The organism is Acaryochloris thomasi RCC1774 (assembly GCF_003231495.1).
Lineage (GTDB): Bacteria > Cyanobacteriota > Cyanobacteriia > Thermosynechococcales > Thermosynechococcaceae > RCC1774.
In genome coordinates, this window is sequence record NZ_PQWO01000004.1 from 259484 (window position 1) to 273816 (window position 14333).

At 49.9% G+C, this 14333-nt stretch carries 12 protein-coding genes; 4 read left to right on the forward strand and 8 right to left on the reverse strand.

The features are described 5' to 3' along the window. Window positions 1–13: 13 nt before the first annotated feature. The gene (locus C1752_RS08870) at window positions 14–355 is read left to right on the forward strand and encodes a MafI2 family immunity protein (protein WP_110985696.1); all 342 of its coding nucleotides are present in this window, start codon (window positions 14–16) and stop codon (window positions 353–355) included. 183 nt (window positions 356–538) lie between these two features. Here the strand turns inward: C1752_RS08870 and fusA are convergent, their stop codons facing one another. Both fusA and C1752_RS08880 read right to left on the reverse strand, forming a co-directional pair. Then, window positions 539–2623 (reverse strand): elongation factor G, encoded by a 2085-nt coding sequence (gene fusA, locus C1752_RS08875; protein ID WP_110985697.1) that lies wholly within the window; start codon window positions 2621–2623, stop codon window positions 539–541. 385 nt (window positions 2624–3008) lie between these two features. After that, complete coding sequence (locus tag C1752_RS08880) at window positions 3009–3863, reverse strand: DUF72 domain-containing protein (protein WP_110985698.1); 855 nt, start codon at window positions 3861–3863, stop codon at window positions 3009–3011. A 244-nt stretch (window positions 3864–4107) separates the two neighbouring features. Between C1752_RS08880 and C1752_RS08885 the strand changes: the two genes are divergently transcribed. The 3 genes from C1752_RS08885 (at window position 4108) to C1752_RS08895 (ending at window position 7271) form a co-directional block, all read left to right on the forward strand. Continuing rightward, window positions 4108–5073, forward strand: a complete 966-nt coding sequence (locus C1752_RS08885; RefSeq protein WP_110985699.1) for a ferritin-like domain-containing protein — start codon at window positions 4108–4110, stop codon at window positions 5071–5073. A 121-nt stretch (window positions 5074–5194) separates the two neighbouring features. Beyond that, window positions 5195–5950 carry an undecaprenyl pyrophosphate synthase gene (gene uppS / locus C1752_RS08890; protein WP_110985700.1) on the forward strand — a complete coding sequence of 252 codons (756 nt, stop codon included), beginning with the start codon at window positions 5195–5197 and terminating at the stop codon, window positions 5948–5950. Window positions 5951–6224: 274 nt separating this feature from the next. Then, window positions 6225–7271, forward strand: a complete 1047-nt coding sequence (locus C1752_RS08895) for a sulfotransferase family protein (RefSeq protein WP_110985701.1) — start codon at window positions 6225–6227, stop codon at window positions 7269–7271. A gap of 122 nt (window positions 7272–7393) precedes the next feature. Here C1752_RS08895 and C1752_RS08900 read toward each other — a convergent pair whose 3' ends face one another. The 6 genes from C1752_RS08900 to C1752_RS08925 all read right to left on the reverse strand — a co-directional run bounded on the left by C1752_RS08900 (window position 7394) and on the right by C1752_RS08925 (window position 14096). Continuing rightward, on the reverse strand, window positions 7394–8455 hold the full coding sequence (locus C1752_RS08900; protein WP_110985702.1) for a DUF2891 domain-containing protein: 1062 nt from the start codon (window positions 8453–8455) through the stop codon (window positions 7394–7396). Between the two features lie 27 nt (window positions 8456–8482). After that, complete coding sequence (locus C1752_RS08905; protein ID WP_110985703.1) at window positions 8483–11512, reverse strand: type I restriction endonuclease subunit R; 3030 nt, start codon at window positions 11510–11512, stop codon at window positions 8483–8485. Between the two features lie 20 nt (window positions 11513–11532). Continuing rightward, window positions 11533–11895, reverse strand: coding sequence for a DUF5615 family PIN-like protein (locus C1752_RS08910; RefSeq protein WP_110985704.1), 363 nt, complete (start codon window positions 11893–11895; stop codon window positions 11533–11535). A gap of 3 nt (window positions 11896–11898) precedes the next feature. Next, window positions 11899–12225 carry a DUF433 domain-containing protein gene (locus tag C1752_RS08915; protein WP_110985705.1) on the reverse strand — a complete coding sequence of 109 codons (327 nt, stop codon included), beginning with the start codon at window positions 12223–12225 and terminating at the stop codon, window positions 11899–11901. A 191-nt stretch (window positions 12226–12416) separates the two neighbouring features. Beyond that, the gene (locus C1752_RS08920; RefSeq protein WP_110985706.1) at window positions 12417–13823 is read right to left on the reverse strand and encodes a restriction endonuclease subunit S; all 1407 of its coding nucleotides are present in this window, start codon (window positions 13821–13823) and stop codon (window positions 12417–12419) included. Between the two features lie 3 nt (window positions 13824–13826). After that, entirely contained in the window at window positions 13827–14096 is a 270-nt protein-coding gene (locus tag C1752_RS08925) for a UPF0175 family protein (RefSeq protein ID WP_233501481.1), read from the reverse strand. Window positions 14097–14333 lie beyond the last annotated feature (237 nt).

Below are 14333 nucleotides of genomic sequence, written 5' to 3' on the forward strand. Positions count from 1 at the left end.
CGGTACTGGTTGAATGTCCGATCCCAAAGCATCTTTTCGCATGAGTGTGCTGCTTTCAGCCCAGCGAGCGCTCGTGGGTGAAGTTACCTCAAGAATGCGCCAGATTGGAGTCGAGTTCTCACCGGCTTACATTCGATTTATTATTTGGTACGACGGTCCCATTGGTGAAGACGAAAAAAATAATTTTGATGCAGGCGTAATCAGTCAAGTGGTTGCCGACTTTCCCGATCCCGAGCATGGTGATCCTCTCGTCGGTCTAAAGTTTATCCGCTGCGATGCACCTACAAAGATTGACTATCAGGGGTTCGACGGGGACTTAGTATATGGCAGAAGTGAACCTTTTGAAGCGTCATGATACTTCACTGGACTGGAGCCTTCTCAAGGCGCTTGAACCAAAACTCTTTAGCCATGTGGTTCGTCGCTGAGACTCCTAATGTACTTCTGATATTGCGGCTATCGAATACAAAAACTCCTGGACAGTTCAATTGTCCAGGAGCCTTGATTCTATATGATCCCTGAGATTAATTATCCAGGAGATTTACTTCGCAGCCTGACGCTCTTTCGCTTCTGTAATCACCTCTTCCGCCACATTTTTGGGGCAAGGCGCATAGTGCGAGAACAGCATTGAGAACTGGCCACGACCAGAGGTCATGGTTCGCAGATCGCCAATGTAGCCAAACATTTCGCTTAGGGGCACATCGGCTTTAATCCGTGATCCTGTTGCCGTGGGGTTCTGAGACTTGATCATGCCTCGGCGACGGTTGAGGTCACCGATCACATCACCCACATAGTCCTCTGGAGTGAAGGCATCGACAGCCATGATGGGTTCCAGTAGCTGTGGACCTGCTTTCGGGAAGGACTGACGATAGGCGGCTCTAGCTGCAGTCTCAAATGCGATCGCAGATGAATCCACTGCGTGATAAGCACCATCGGTTAACGTCACCTTCAAATCAGCCACCGGGAAGCCTGCCATCATGCCTTTATCTAGGCAGCTTGCGAACCCCTTCTGAACCGCAGGCCAGAATTCACGAGGCACGTTACCGCCCGTGACCTTAGACTCAAACGCGAATCCTTCTCCAGGTTCACCTGGCTCAATCACGTAATCGATTTTTCCGTATTGTCCCGAACCACCGGACTGCTTCTTGTGGGTATAGCTATCTTCAAGACGCTTAGTGATCGACTCGCGATAGGCAACCTGAGGTTTGCCCACCTCGACCTCAACACCGTGGGTGCGCTTCAAGATATCCACTTTGATATCTAAGTGCAATTCGCCCATGCCCTTGAGAATCGTTTCACCACTTTCCTGGTCGGTTTCGACATGAAAGGAGGGATCTTCCTGAACCATCTTGCTCAGAGCCATGCCCATCTTCTCAGAGCCACCCTTATTAACAGGAGATACTGCAATCGAAATCACTGGGTCTGGGAAGATCATCAGTTCCAGCGTTGCCGGATCTTTTGGATCGCACAGCGTGTGACCGGTCTGGACATTCTTCATACCCACGATGGCCACAATATCGCCAGCCTGAGCAACAGTAACCTCTTCACGAGAGTCAGCGTGCATTTCCACAAGGCGACCGATGCGCTCTGTTTTACCCGTTGCCGTGTTGAGAATCGTGTCACCCTTGGCAATTTTGCCAGAGTAAATACGCGTGAAGGTGAGTGCGCCGAAACGATCGTCCATGATTTTGAACGCGAGGGCCCGGAGCGGCTTGTCGACGTCGACAATGGCAACACCACCGGTTTCATTACCCTCAAGGTCCACTTCTGGCTGAGGCCTAACTTCCGTGGGGTTTGGCAGGTAGTCAACAACGGCATCTAAGACAAGCTGTACACCCTTGTTCTTAAACGAGGAGCCACAGTAAGTTGGGAAGAAGGCTAGGTCACGAGTCCCCTTACGGATACAGTTTTTGATCTCGTCGATGCTCAGCTCTTCACCCTCAAGATACTTCTCCATGACAGCATCATCCTGCTCCACGGCCAGCTCAATGAGCTGCTCACGATAAAGCGCGACATCATCAGCCATGTCGGCGGGCACGTCTTTGATCTCGTAATTCATGGGGTCGCCAGAATCATCCCAGATCCAGGCTTTTTGGGTGAGGAGGTCAACTAAACCCGTGAACTGTTCTTCAATTCCGATGGGCAGCACCATAACAAGGGGCTTCGCACCTAGAATCTCGTCTACCTGCTTGACGACACTGTAGAAGTCGCCGCCTGTTCTATCGAGCTTATTAACGTAGATGATTCGAGCAACCTTGGAGTCGTTGGCGTAGCGCCAATTGGTCTCGGACTGAGGTTCTACCCCACCAGAGGCACAGAACACACCCACACCGCCGTCAAGGACCTTGAGGGAGCGATACACTTCAATCGTGAAGTCAACGTGTCCAGGCGTATCAATAATATTGAGCTGGTGATCCTTCCAGAAACAGGTTGTTGCAGCAGACTGAATCGTGATTCCCCGTTCCTGCTCCTGCTCCATAAAGTCTGTGGTTGCCGCACCATCATGCACCTCACCGATCTTGTGGATCTTACCGGTCAGCTTCAAAATTCTTTCTGTAGTGGTGGTCTTGCCAGCATCTACGTGGGCGAAGATGCCGATGTTGCGGTAATGGCTGAGGTCTTTCATATCTGCTCTCTAGTTAAGTGCGACAAGCCACTGAGTCAAGGGGACACAGGTGCCGACGATGGGGCCAAACTGGCCTAGGTGGACTGGACTTCAATATCTTAAAAAGATTAAGAAATCCCTTTCTATATTCTTAGAAACGTTACTAATTGTAAAGTGTCTCGGCGATACTAGACAGGGGTTGATAACCCTAATTCTGCAGCACATATAAGATCTGCAAATTGTCTATAGTCATCCAGGTTGCCCATAGAGCTGCAGCAATTGACGGCAGAGCTTTGGGGGGAGACTAAGTATCTTCACCTACTATTGTGAACTATTCCTTCACGTTTTTTCTGCAATTGCCTGTTTGAGTTCGCTGACTATGGAATAGATAGGGCCGTTCTCTGCATCAAAAAAGGCTGAGCTGCTGGGGTTCTGCAGCAAACTGATCCCAAGGGAGTGGCGGGACGGGGACCTGTTGTTGCTGCAGCAGATGGTGAAAGTTTTGAGCGGTGCGAGGGGAGTGCTCTTCAACGGGGCAGTGGACGAAGAAATAGATGCGAGTACCGTGCTGCAGCCATTGCTCAACGTCGCGGACCCAATCTTCTAAGAAGGGCTGATTGAGGTCAAAGGTGGGGTGGCTGATGTAGCGAATGATGCTGAAGGGAGCCGTGACGACAGGCTGCAGCGGCACATTAGGTTTACGGCGCTGCGACCCTAGCTGCGGATCTTCGGGGAACTGATACATCGGGCGACTATCGAGCAGTACCCGTCCTACCTGAAGACGATGCAGAAGTTCTGAAAGCTTTTCTGCGTGGGGTGATTTGAACCAGTCAGGATGTCGAACTTCAAGGGCCAGAGGGGTCCCGCAGTGCTGCAGCCCTGTAAAAAAAGTCTCGAGGTCAGCAAAGGAGGCTGGGCTATAGGAAGGGGGAAGCTGAGCGAAGATGGGACCAAGACGATCGCCCAAGCCCTGCATCAGGTCGATAAAGTTGAGGGCTGCATCGATACCTTGGTGGAGAGGACTATCGTGGGTAATACAGCGTGGAAACTTTGGACAGAACTCAAACCCCGGTGGCGTTTGGGCCTGCCAGCGGGCGACAGTGGCCGCACTGGGGACGGAATAGAAGGTGGCGTTGCATTCGACGGTGGTGAATCGCTGGCTATAGAGCTGCAGAAACTTTGAGGAAGCGCTGCCGGATGGAAACAAATCCCCTAGCCATCCCTTGTAGGCCCAAATTGCACAGCCGATGGAAAAACTCATGAAGTGTGAGGCAACCGCTGGGTATTTCGGTGTGTGGTTCTGTCTCTATCCTACGAGGATTGCGGGTTTGTAGCCAAGGGAGTTTCTAGCCTGCGTGAAATAAGGCTGAATTTTTGCCACCCAACCCGACTTAACCGACTCAATGATGAAGCAACAACCGACTTCAGCCGACTGACGTGCTCAGGGTCGGCTGCCTAAGCTGTGGGCGGCAGAGAACGCTAAGACAACAGGAGCAAGAAGCGTAATGACTGACGCTATTTCACTAGGACGCACAGCCACATGTGGGAGGGGAAAACCTTATTTGAAGCAAATGCGCCAGCGCATCGGAGTGTTGGTGGATCAATACTTGGCGGAGGAGATGCTGTGCGATCGCATCCAAAATCTTCCCCAACAGTTTCAGAATCCACAGCCGCGCAAATGGGGCACTATCGACTGGCAGGGCATTGATCCAGAGCAAATCATCGGCATCGACCCACTGATCTTCATCGCCATCTTGGCCGGGTGTATTGATACCGAACTGCCGATTCGTGGGTATACACAAACCAGTCGCCAGTATCTAGAAAATCTATGTCCGCCAATGGCAAAGTTCGTCGGTGGTGAGGTCGATAACCACGGCAATCTGATCGATCTAGGGCTTTGGGAGAAAGAAGAGCGGCAGCATGCCCCCACCCTCCAGAAAATTTATACACAGTTGACGGGGTTGAAGCTAAGGCCGATTCCCCATGAACCCAGGCCCTACCAGTCCACAGGGGATATATACAGCGATCTTTATATACATGGACTGCATCGGGTGGCCACAGAATATGGGGCCGCTTGCCTGTATCTGTGGCTGATGGCTCACTCGACAGGTCCACTGCAGGTGGCGATCGCAGAAATGCTGCGAGATGAGGTTAACCACATGACAAAATTCTGGGGCTTCGGTCTCTGGGCTTATCCCGACTCTTCTATTCTAAAAGTTGTCAAAACGCTTGTCGGCGCTGCTCTCGGTAAACTGTGCCGCCGTCAGCCTTCTCAAGCCAGCTTAATCCACACGCTCCGACGTATGGCTCAGGTGCTGCACTGGTCAGCTTGGTCCTGGGGCAACAAGCTGACCTTTACATGGACCTTCATGGTGGTGCTGTTGCGGCTGTGGCGCTGGAGCTGGAGCCTAACGCCTGCCTATCTGAAATCACTGCTCGGAACACAAATATCAGGAGAATATCGCTCCTGACCCACATCCTTAAGATGCCTCTATTGCAGAAAGCTTTGGCAACTTAGCTGATCTAAACACTATCAAGCGCAGGGTCTTATGCCCTGCTCATTTTTCAACCCGCAAGACAGTATCTAAAACCATGATCGCTCAGAATCTTTCACCCCTACCGATAGACCTCAACCCACAATGCCTGCCTCAACACGTCGCGGTGATTATGGATGGCAATGGCCGCTGGGCGACCCGCCAAGGCTTTCCACGGGTGGCAGGCCATCGACAGGGGGCTAGAACCCTGAAGGCGCTGCTGCGCTGCTGCAAAGACTGGGAGATTCCCACGCTAACGGCCTATGCCTTTTCGACGGAGAACTGGCGTCGTCCGACAGAAGAGGTTGATTTTTTAATGCTTTTGTTTGAGCGACTCTTGAAGAAAGAGCTAGCAGAAATGAACCGCGAAGGGGTTCGCATTTCTTTTATCGGTGATCTAGACGCGCTAGCGCCTTCTCTGCAGCGCCAGATTGAGCGGGCGACAAAAGCCACAGCAGAGAATCAATCCGTGCATCTGATGGTGGCGGCGAACTACGGCAGTCGCTCAGAGATGATTCATGCCTGTCAAAAGATTGCCCAGCAGGTCCAGCAAGGGAAGCTAGACCCTACCGAAATTACAGAAAAAGTGCTCAGTCAACAGCTCTATACCAGCGACATCCCTGACCCTGATTTGCTGATTCGCACCAGTGGGGAAACGCGCCTTAGTAACTATCTGCTCTGGCAGATAGCCTACACCGAGCTATATTTTACCGATACGCTGTGGCCTGATTTTGATCAATCGGCCTTTCATCAAGCGTTGAAGGAGTATGGGAAACGCGATCGCAAATTTGGTCAGGTTCGTCTTTCGGCCTAACAAAAAAGCAGCGCTGGTGATGTGGCGGTCAACCATTTTAGAGCAAGAGCCAGCATAGCGCGGCCACCGACAAAACTGACACAGACCAAAAGCAGTGCTACGCTATCAGCGTGATGCCGAGGGGTTAAGCCAACCCTAAGCTGTCGCCAATCTAAGCATAGGCACCAATACTGCATAATATTCCTCCAGCACCCTCAAAATCATTTATAGAAAACGGCTCTAACCAAACAATTAAAGTAGCCTCGTCACCCCTTCAGGAGAGGGATTTTTATTGATGCAAATAGCTCAAAACTTAGCGCCCAAAATGAACCCTGCCAGCAATCAACTAAAAAGCCCCATCTTCTTACTCGGCTCACACAAAAGCGGCACAAGTTTACTCAGAAGTCTATTAGATAGCCATTCTGAGCTATTCGCAGCTCCCATGGAAATGCACTTCTTCAAGTGTATGGGGTACTGGGTAGACTATAGATTGCAGCGGTCTTGGCCTCACGATTTGAGTATAGAAGAAAAATATACAGCGCTAATTAATAGCATCGAGAGCCGCAACAAAAATAAGAATCCTTATTCAGACTCTGTTCTTCCAGATGCTTGTGATTTGGACCTATTTCGTAGTTGCCTAGAAAGCAGCAACCCCAAAACGAATACAGAACTCTTTATCGCGTACGTAAACTCACTCTATTACTCTCTGACAGGCAAGACGCTAGACTGCAATATTCGGCTTGTTGAAAAATCAGTAGAGAATGCTGAGTATGCACCGTTGCTGAGCCACATGTTTTCAGATAGTAAATTTATTCATATCATTCGTAATCCTTATTCAACGATAGTTGCGCTCAGAAAATCAAAAACAAAATCTTGCTATCCCTACCTGGGAGGCATGGCTCAGTCATTGCATAACTCATACTATAACCTGCATAAGAATCAGCTCTTCATCAAGAACTATTTAGTCATTAGGTATGAAGATTTACTCACTTCTACGCAAGAAGTCATGCAGCAGATCGCAGACTTTCTCAATATAAAGTTCTCTGAAAGCCTGATACAGCCGACACTTCTAGGTAAGCCGTGGGGTGGCAACAGTAGCAGTAACCAAGCATTTCAGAAGATTTCACTCTCTCCCCTCCACACCTGGAAAGAGAATATTACTGACCTAGAGATTCAGTTAGTGAATAAAATGCTTCTGCCAGCAGTCCAAGAATTTGGATATCCAACTTTATCTGCATCGCGTTCACTCCTCATGCCTGCTCCCCAAGAGCCATGGTTCAACTATGCAAAAAATCGTTCCTTTCTCAGATTGATGGGGCAATCGGCCTTAGAGTCCTCCTGAAAGGTCTACTCTGCTCTATATTTCCCAACACAGAGAGAAGGGTGAGAATGCACATCTGTCTGTACGTGCTAGACGAAGATATTGCTCCCAACCCTATATTTCTAGTGGTGCAATCCACATTTCTAGTGGTGCAATCCACGCTTGGTGAGTAGATAAACGGCAAATGTCCCTACCCAATGACTGCTGGCATAGTGCTCATCGGTGATGTCAGCCCTAGTGAACTGCCAATACTGAGCTGCTTTTGCGTTCAGGTACTCTATGCGCGGATCGTCAGAGGGTAGGCCGGAACATAGTCCCTCCAGCATCCAAGCTCGGCTGAGGTGAAGTCCCCGAAAGTGCGCTTGCTGATAATTTTCGGGATTCTTGGCTGAGACAAGCTGCCACTCTCTTTGCTCTAGCGCTGATGAGGGCAAGAAATCCGTTAGCCAGTTAGCAAACGCAGCGGGCCGAAGTAGCCGTCGCATCAGATCGGCCTCTGACAGGCTAGGGGAGATGAAGTCATAGCCTAACGGTTCGAGCCAAAATGGATAATCTCGGTCCTGTCGATAAAAGCGGCGACTCTGATCGTGAATGAGGTCGGCGAGTGCTTGATGTCCTGAGGTGCGGGTCCAGTCAAAGGCTAATCCCAACGCAAAGGCTGTATTGGCATGTACCCCCGTTCGATTCGGCTGCTCTAGGTTCTGTAGCCAGTGCTGAAAGTGGCTAGCAACAGTGGCTTCTAAGGGTTCAAGCGCCGACAGCCAGACGGTGGCTTGCGGATCTGACCATTCGCGCAGCTCCGTCGCGAGCTGCAGGAGCCAGGCCCAGCCGTAGGGGCATTCAAACAAGGGGTGTTGCTTCAGGTAAGTCGCTTCTTGCTGCAGATTGACAGGGGTGAGGCTGCCATCGAGTGCAGTTCTCACAGAGGTCTGAAAGGATGCCTCCGGGAAGCAGCGGGCTAAGCGCACCAGTAACCAGTGACCGTGAACCGCGGAGTGCCAGTCTAGACAGCCATAAAAAGCTGGGTGAACCTCTCGGGGAGATTTGATATCCGCTTCGCTATTGAGCCAAACTTTGCCGCTATGGGGATATTCGCGGTTAATATTGCTGAGGACAAGCTGGATGAATTGAGTTGCGATGGTCTCCAACCGGCCTGCCTCCGAGGGAGGAGCTTCGCTAACGGCTATTGCATCGTCAATGTTCATATTTACCCCGCACCATCCCTGTCCAAATCACTCTCTATCCTGTCGCTTATGAATTTGATGATAGACGGCCTGCATTAAATACTGGGCCGCGATTTTATGAAAACCCTCATCGTTCATGAGATGGAGAAAGATGTCTTCGTTGTCTTCCATACGTTCGATGAAGAGGGATTCGAGCAGCTTATAAAAGACAGGGGCGAAGTTCTCAATGGTATTGGCCTCAGCAGCCTGCTGAATTTGAGTGTTGGTGATTGCGACTTCGCGAATTTGCTCGAAGAAGAGCTGATCGGCTGGGGTGAAGTCTGTGCCAAAGCGATCGTTGAGCTTGTCCACGAGGGTTGAGAGCAGAACGTCTTCATCAGCTTGGCCTGTACCGACTTCTTTGGGACCATAGAGACCTTCAGCTTCCCCTGCTTTGAGGCTGATTGCACCCTCGCTAATTTTTTGGAGGCGATAGTATTTGAGTTCAACCTCATCGTCAACGTTGATTTGGGTACTGTCTGGCGTGCGGGGAAGCTTGGTGAGCAGGTAGCGGCCAAAGGTATACAGCTTTTCTAAATCGGAGTCTTGGTAGGGAATAATTTGAGAGAGGAAGAGATAAAGGTTCCGAAAGCTGGCTAATTGGCTTTTGAACAGGGCTTGATCCTCTTCTGTAAGGGTCAGGTACTGTTCAACGACCTGATCGAGGATGCTGTTGAGCTGCTTGTGTTCGCGGCCAGTGGGATTGATGCGATCGCAAAACCAGATCTTGCACCAGCGATTAATATCATCGTCATCATAAAGCTGCCATTGACTAAGGCGATAGGCTAAATCATTAAGCTGTTGCGGATCAGACTGCCCACCAATGGGAGTCATTTCATAGTAGGGCTTGAAGGCAGCATAGATTTCATCAGGATCGTTCACAAAGTCGAGGACAAAGGTATCGGTTTTGCCTCGGGTGGTGCGATTGAGTCGCGAAAGGGTCTGCACTGCTTGAATATTAGCCAGCCGCTTATCGACGTACATTGTGTGCAACAGCGGCTGGTCAAATCCGGTTTGGTATTTTTCGGCCACCAGCAGCACCTGGTATTCTTCCGTGTCAAACTTTTCCCGCAGTTCAGCTTCTTTGACGCCGTTGTTCATCCCAACTTCGGTAAATTTCTGGTTGGGATAGTCTTTGAGAGCGACTTCACCCGAGAAAGCCACGAGGGATTTCACGTCGGTGTAGCCTTTGTCTTTGATGTACTGATCAAAGGCTAGCTTGTAGCGGACGGCATGTTCGCGAGAGCTGGTGACCACCATCGCCTTGGCCCGACCGCCAATTTTGTGGCGGGTGTGGGTGCGGAAATGCTCCACCATGATTTCTACTTTTTGGGCAATGTTGTAGTCATGTAGATCGACAAAGCGGGCTAGGGCGCGGGCAGCTTTGCGGCGGGGAACTTCAGGATCCTCTTCAATGGCTTGGACAAGTTCGTAATAGCGCTGGTAGCAGGCGTAGTGGGCCAGGACATCCATAATGAAATTCTCTTCAATGGCCTGCCGCATACTGTAGAGATGAAAGGGGGACTGGCCGCTGTCTCCGGGTTCATCGAAGACGGCGAGGGTTTTGAATTTGGGGGTGGCGGTAAAGGCAAAGAAGCTGAGGTTGGGCTGTTTGGTGCGCTTGAGCTGTTCCCGCAGTAAATTCTCTTGGGCAACATCGCTGAGATTGTCTTCTTCGAGGTCAAGGAACTGTTCAGCAATGGCGGACTCAATGCCGTCTTTGTTGAGGATTTTGCGGAGTTCCATCGCGGTTTCGCCACTTTGAGAGCTGTGAGCTTCATCGACGATGATGGCGAAGCGTTTGCCTTGGGTGGCAATTTCGATAGTTTGACCTTTTTTCTCTAAGGTCTGAATCGCCTGGGTAATGAAAGGGAATTTTTGGATGGTGGAAATGATAATGGGCACGCCATCAGCAAGGGCGGTGGCAAGCTGTTGAGTGTTGTCTTCGATTTTTTGGACGACGCCTTGCTTGTGTTCAAACTGGTAGATGGTGTCTTGAAGCTGTTTATCGAGGACGACGCGATCGGTGATAACAACAACGGAATGGAAGACTTTTTGATCGTTAGTGTCATGGAGACTGGAGAGGCGATGGGCTAACCAAGCAATAGAATTAGATTTGCCAGACCCGGCGGAATGCTGAATCAGGTAGTTATGCCCAGAGCCATGTTCCCAGGCGTGGTTCGTGAGCTTACGAACGACATCGAGCTGATGGTAGCGCGGAAAAATCAGGGCTTCTCTCTGGTGGCGCTTGAGTCCTTTGGCGGTGGCAACCTTAGTTTCTTTAACTTCTAAATGGAGAAATCGCGCCAGGATACCCATGAGGCTGTCTTTGGTGAGCACCGCTTGCCACAGGTAGCTCGTGCGGACATCGCCGTCGATGGGTGGGTTCCCGGCTCCGTGGTGGTGGCCGCGATTGAAGGGCAGAAAGAAGGTGTCTTTGCCTTCGAGTTTGGTGGTCATGTAGACCCGATCGGGGTCTACGGCAAAGTGAACGAGGCAGCGCTGTTTGAAGGTAAACAGCAGTTCTTTGGGGTCGCGGTCTTTGTACTGCTGCTGGGCGTGGTCTACGGTTTGGCCGCTGGTGGGGTTTTTTAGCTCTAGGGAGGCGATGGGTAAACCATTAACGGCAATGACGAGATCGGGAATAGCTCCGCTGGCAGTTTTGACTTGGCGAGTGAGGGTGAGGCGATTTTGGGTGTAGCGGGTGTAGGCGTCGGGGTCCATGCCGGTGTTGGGGGCAAAGTAGGCAAGGCGGACGGTTTTGCCGAAGCATTTGAAGCCGTTGCGGAGAATAGTGAGCATCCCTTTGCTCTGTAGCTCTTTGGTGAGGCTATCGAGGAGGATGGTATCGGCGTTGTCTGGGTTGAGGGTGGTGAAGCGGGTCCAGAATTTGGGTTGGGTGGTCTGGATGAAGTGGATGATGTCGGCGGGGAAGAGGGCGCGCTCTTTATCGTAGTCGTGGGGGTCGCCTTTGCTGTAGCCGCCTGCGGTGGTTAGGGATTGCTCAATGGCGTCTTCAAAGTTGATTTCTTTGAGCATGAGAAGTGACCGAAAAGGGTTTAACTACTTTGGGCTGGACGATTGACTCGAACGAGTTGTCCCGTTAAGTTACCTGCGCTGAGAATGGCGGCATGAATCCTCTCTGACATCCGTTGACGATTGAGATCTTCGGTACAAACGATAATACCTGCGTGGTCAGGAGAACTTTTGTGTAAACGAATGAAGTCAGCTCGATTAACAGTAATGACTGCGCGATCAAGTGAGATCGCAAACGCTAAAACATCCTCGTCAGGAATGCGTTGATTGGCTTGTCCAGCTTCTTGAACGGTCAAGACATCATGGCCCAATTCCCGTAGATAGTCGCTGACTTTTTTGGAGAATCCTTCGTCAGCGTAGAGTCTTGCCTGATATGGTTCTGACATTGTTTAGGCTGCTGCTTGCCGCTGAAGTGCGGCTTCAATTTCATCGGTATGAAGATCGGCATAGTGCCATGCATTGGTAAGGTCAGCAGCGGTCAGAGCAGGGTAATCTTCAAGTAGATCGGCTTCGGTTGCACCTTGATGGCGCAGGCTGATGAGTTGCCAAACTGTGATGCGGGTTTGACGGATACAAGCATCGCCCCCCATAACGCCTGAATTTTTTTCGATGCCAATCCAGATATCGCTAAGGCTACCTACAAGCAGTTGGATGGCCTGGGCTTTCTCTTCAGGGGTTAGGGCTAATAGTTTTTGGTGGAGCTGCTGAAGGGTCATCGTTTCTTGACTCTCTGCGATTGTGTGTCATAGAAGGTTTCTATCGATTTTCGGAGATTGATCAGGCTGGTGTAGATGTATATGTAGGTGCCAAGGGGAAAAGCTATATGTAATTTTAGGGACTCAACATTACATATAAACAATCTTATGTAAGGCAAGAGGCTTATTCCATAATGCGTTGAGAGTTTGGTTCAGATGGAAATTTCATCTAGAGGCAGTAAACCTGCATCGACATCAGGGAATTCCTCTTCAATATCGGGGAGAGTGGCCAGCAGTTCCGTTGGAGTGGGTTGGGGGAGTTTTACGTTGCGGACGTCGATTTTGCCGGTGACGGCGTTGGTGATGAGGGCGGTGCGGTATTCTTTGAGCTTTTTTAAAGATATCTGTGTTGCAGATGCCAAGCTATGGTCTATTTCTAGTTTCGAATCCAAAAAATTGATAATACACACTTGTTCGTTTAGAGGTGGCAGCAAGATGTTTATCTTTTTCAGAAAATCGCAAGTTAGTGCAGCCCGTGTACTACCGGCACCATTACTTTCATTCCGAAGCCATTGATAAGCAGCTTGCAAGTATCTCCGAAGATAAATTGCACCCATGACCTCAGAGATAGGTTGAATAGAGGCTAAATGCTGGCTAATGGTTGCTTCAAAGCTAAGTAATGCAGAACGCCCACGAGTTTGCCCCTCGCCTGTAATGGCAATTAATACACTTCCTGCGGGCACAACTGGTAGATGACACTCCTCTAGCGCTTGTTTGGAAATATGCTGCTCTGCCTCTACAATAATTTCCTCATTGATTTTGCTACTGTTGAGCCAAGGAAAATCTTTTCTAGACCAGTATTCTGCTTTGTCACGCTTAGGGGTTGAGCCGTTACCGATGCTAGCAAAGTACCCCAGCTTTGCTATTCCCCAATGGGCTGGAATTTCGCCTAGCCATTTGATGCCGGAGTCTTTCATGGGGACGGTGGGGTCGAGTCCTTTGGTGACGGCTTGGCTGATGAGGGCGGTGCGTTTTTCGGCGAGCTTTTCTAGGAGGGCTTCTTTTTTGGCAATCAGAGCGTCGATTTGGGCCGTTTTGTGGTCGAGAAAAGTTGCGATCGTTTGTTGTTCTGGGAGGGATGGGACAAGTATCGCCAGATTTCCTATGAAGTCCCAGCTCGCGCGAGGCATCTTTGTACCGAAAGTTGAGGAGTCAACTATATGAATAAAATCTCTAGAAACTGAGTAATAGCGTAAGAAAGGAGGAAAAATACTATCTCTGCTACGCAAAACCAGTGCTTCTGTCGAAGCTAGTCCCTCATGTTTAGCCAAGTGTACTTTGGCTAGATATGGTCTCAGCTTTCCGAACAGAACATCATTAGGCAAGAAGTGGGAGCCAATTCCCTCACTAGAGGCATTAGAGTCCTTAATCCGTTCTCCAGTCCACGATTGAATATGCTCTAATCCCATATAGGGAAGAGTACTACTCTCAGCATCAATTTTTTGATTAACCAAATAAGCCGAGAATTTGAGACGTTTGAGTAACCAAAACTCTGGAACCTCTCCTATCCAATCAATTCCAGAATCTTTATATTTCGGATAAAGCTGATGTTTCCCCATTAATTAAAATTCTCCAAGAATTTCAGCATTTGCCCGCTCAAGCAAAGCACTGGCTTGCTCAACTTCCTGCTGCAGTTCCTCAAGCTCCAGGGAATCATCAAATAATGGGATTCCCAATTTCCCCATACGCTCAATCATCTCTAGTCGAGAAATCCCCAATACGTTAGCCGCTCTACCACTGCTGATTTCACCTGCTCTTAATAGAGCTATTACCTCAGCCTCTTTCGCTTTTTTGAGTGCCTCTGCCTGCACGGAGTTTAGATCGCTGTTCATGTTGCACTCGCCCCCTAAATCCCCCATTCTGGGGGACTTGAAGATTTATCTGTCCTACAAGTTTTGCGTGATACAGACTGAATACAAAGCGGACTTGATTGCAGCAAAAAATCCGTTGACAGTGTAGGCAAAATTAGAGCATTCTTTTTCATAGTCTGGCAAGAGTAAGAGTTCAAAGTCCCCTACCCGTGGGGGATTTAGGGGGCTAACGCAGTACCTTTGGTACCTCTAACCCAT

Coding starts and splice junctions, on each gene's coding strand:
- C1752_RS08870 (WP_110985696.1), top strand. CDS start 14: ATGTCCGATCCCAAAGCATCTTTTCGCATGAGTGTGCTGCTTTCAGCC.
- fusA (WP_110985697.1), bottom strand. CDS start 2,623: ATGAAAGACCTCAGCCATTACCGCAACATCGGCATCTTCGCCCACGTA.
- C1752_RS08880 (WP_110985698.1), bottom strand. CDS start 3,863: ATGAGTTTTTCCATCGGCTGTGCAATTTGGGCCTACAAGGGATGGCTA.
- C1752_RS08885 (WP_110985699.1), top strand. CDS start 4,108: ATGACTGACGCTATTTCACTAGGACGCACAGCCACATGTGGGAGGGGA.
- uppS (WP_110985700.1), top strand. CDS start 5,195: ATGATCGCTCAGAATCTTTCACCCCTACCGATAGACCTCAACCCACAA.
- C1752_RS08895 (WP_110985701.1), top strand. CDS start 6,225: ATGCAAATAGCTCAAAACTTAGCGCCCAAAATGAACCCTGCCAGCAAT.
- C1752_RS08900 (WP_110985702.1), bottom strand. CDS start 8,455: ATGAACATTGACGATGCAATAGCCGTTAGCGAAGCTCCTCCCTCGGAG.
- C1752_RS08905 (WP_110985703.1), bottom strand. CDS start 11,512: ATGCTCAAAGAAATCAACTTTGAAGACGCCATTGAGCAATCCCTAACC.
- C1752_RS08910 (WP_110985704.1), bottom strand. CDS start 11,895: ATGTCAGAACCATATCAGGCAAGACTCTACGCTGACGAAGGATTCTCC.
- C1752_RS08915 (WP_110985705.1), bottom strand. CDS start 12,225: ATGACCCTTCAGCAGCTCCACCAAAAACTATTAGCCCTAACCCCTGAA.
- C1752_RS08920 (WP_110985706.1), bottom strand. CDS start 13,823: ATGGGGAAACATCAGCTTTATCCGAAATATAAAGATTCTGGAATTGAT.
- C1752_RS08925 (WP_233501481.1), bottom strand. CDS start 14,096: ATGAACAGCGATCTAAACTCCGTGCAGGCAGAGGCACTCAAAAAAGCG.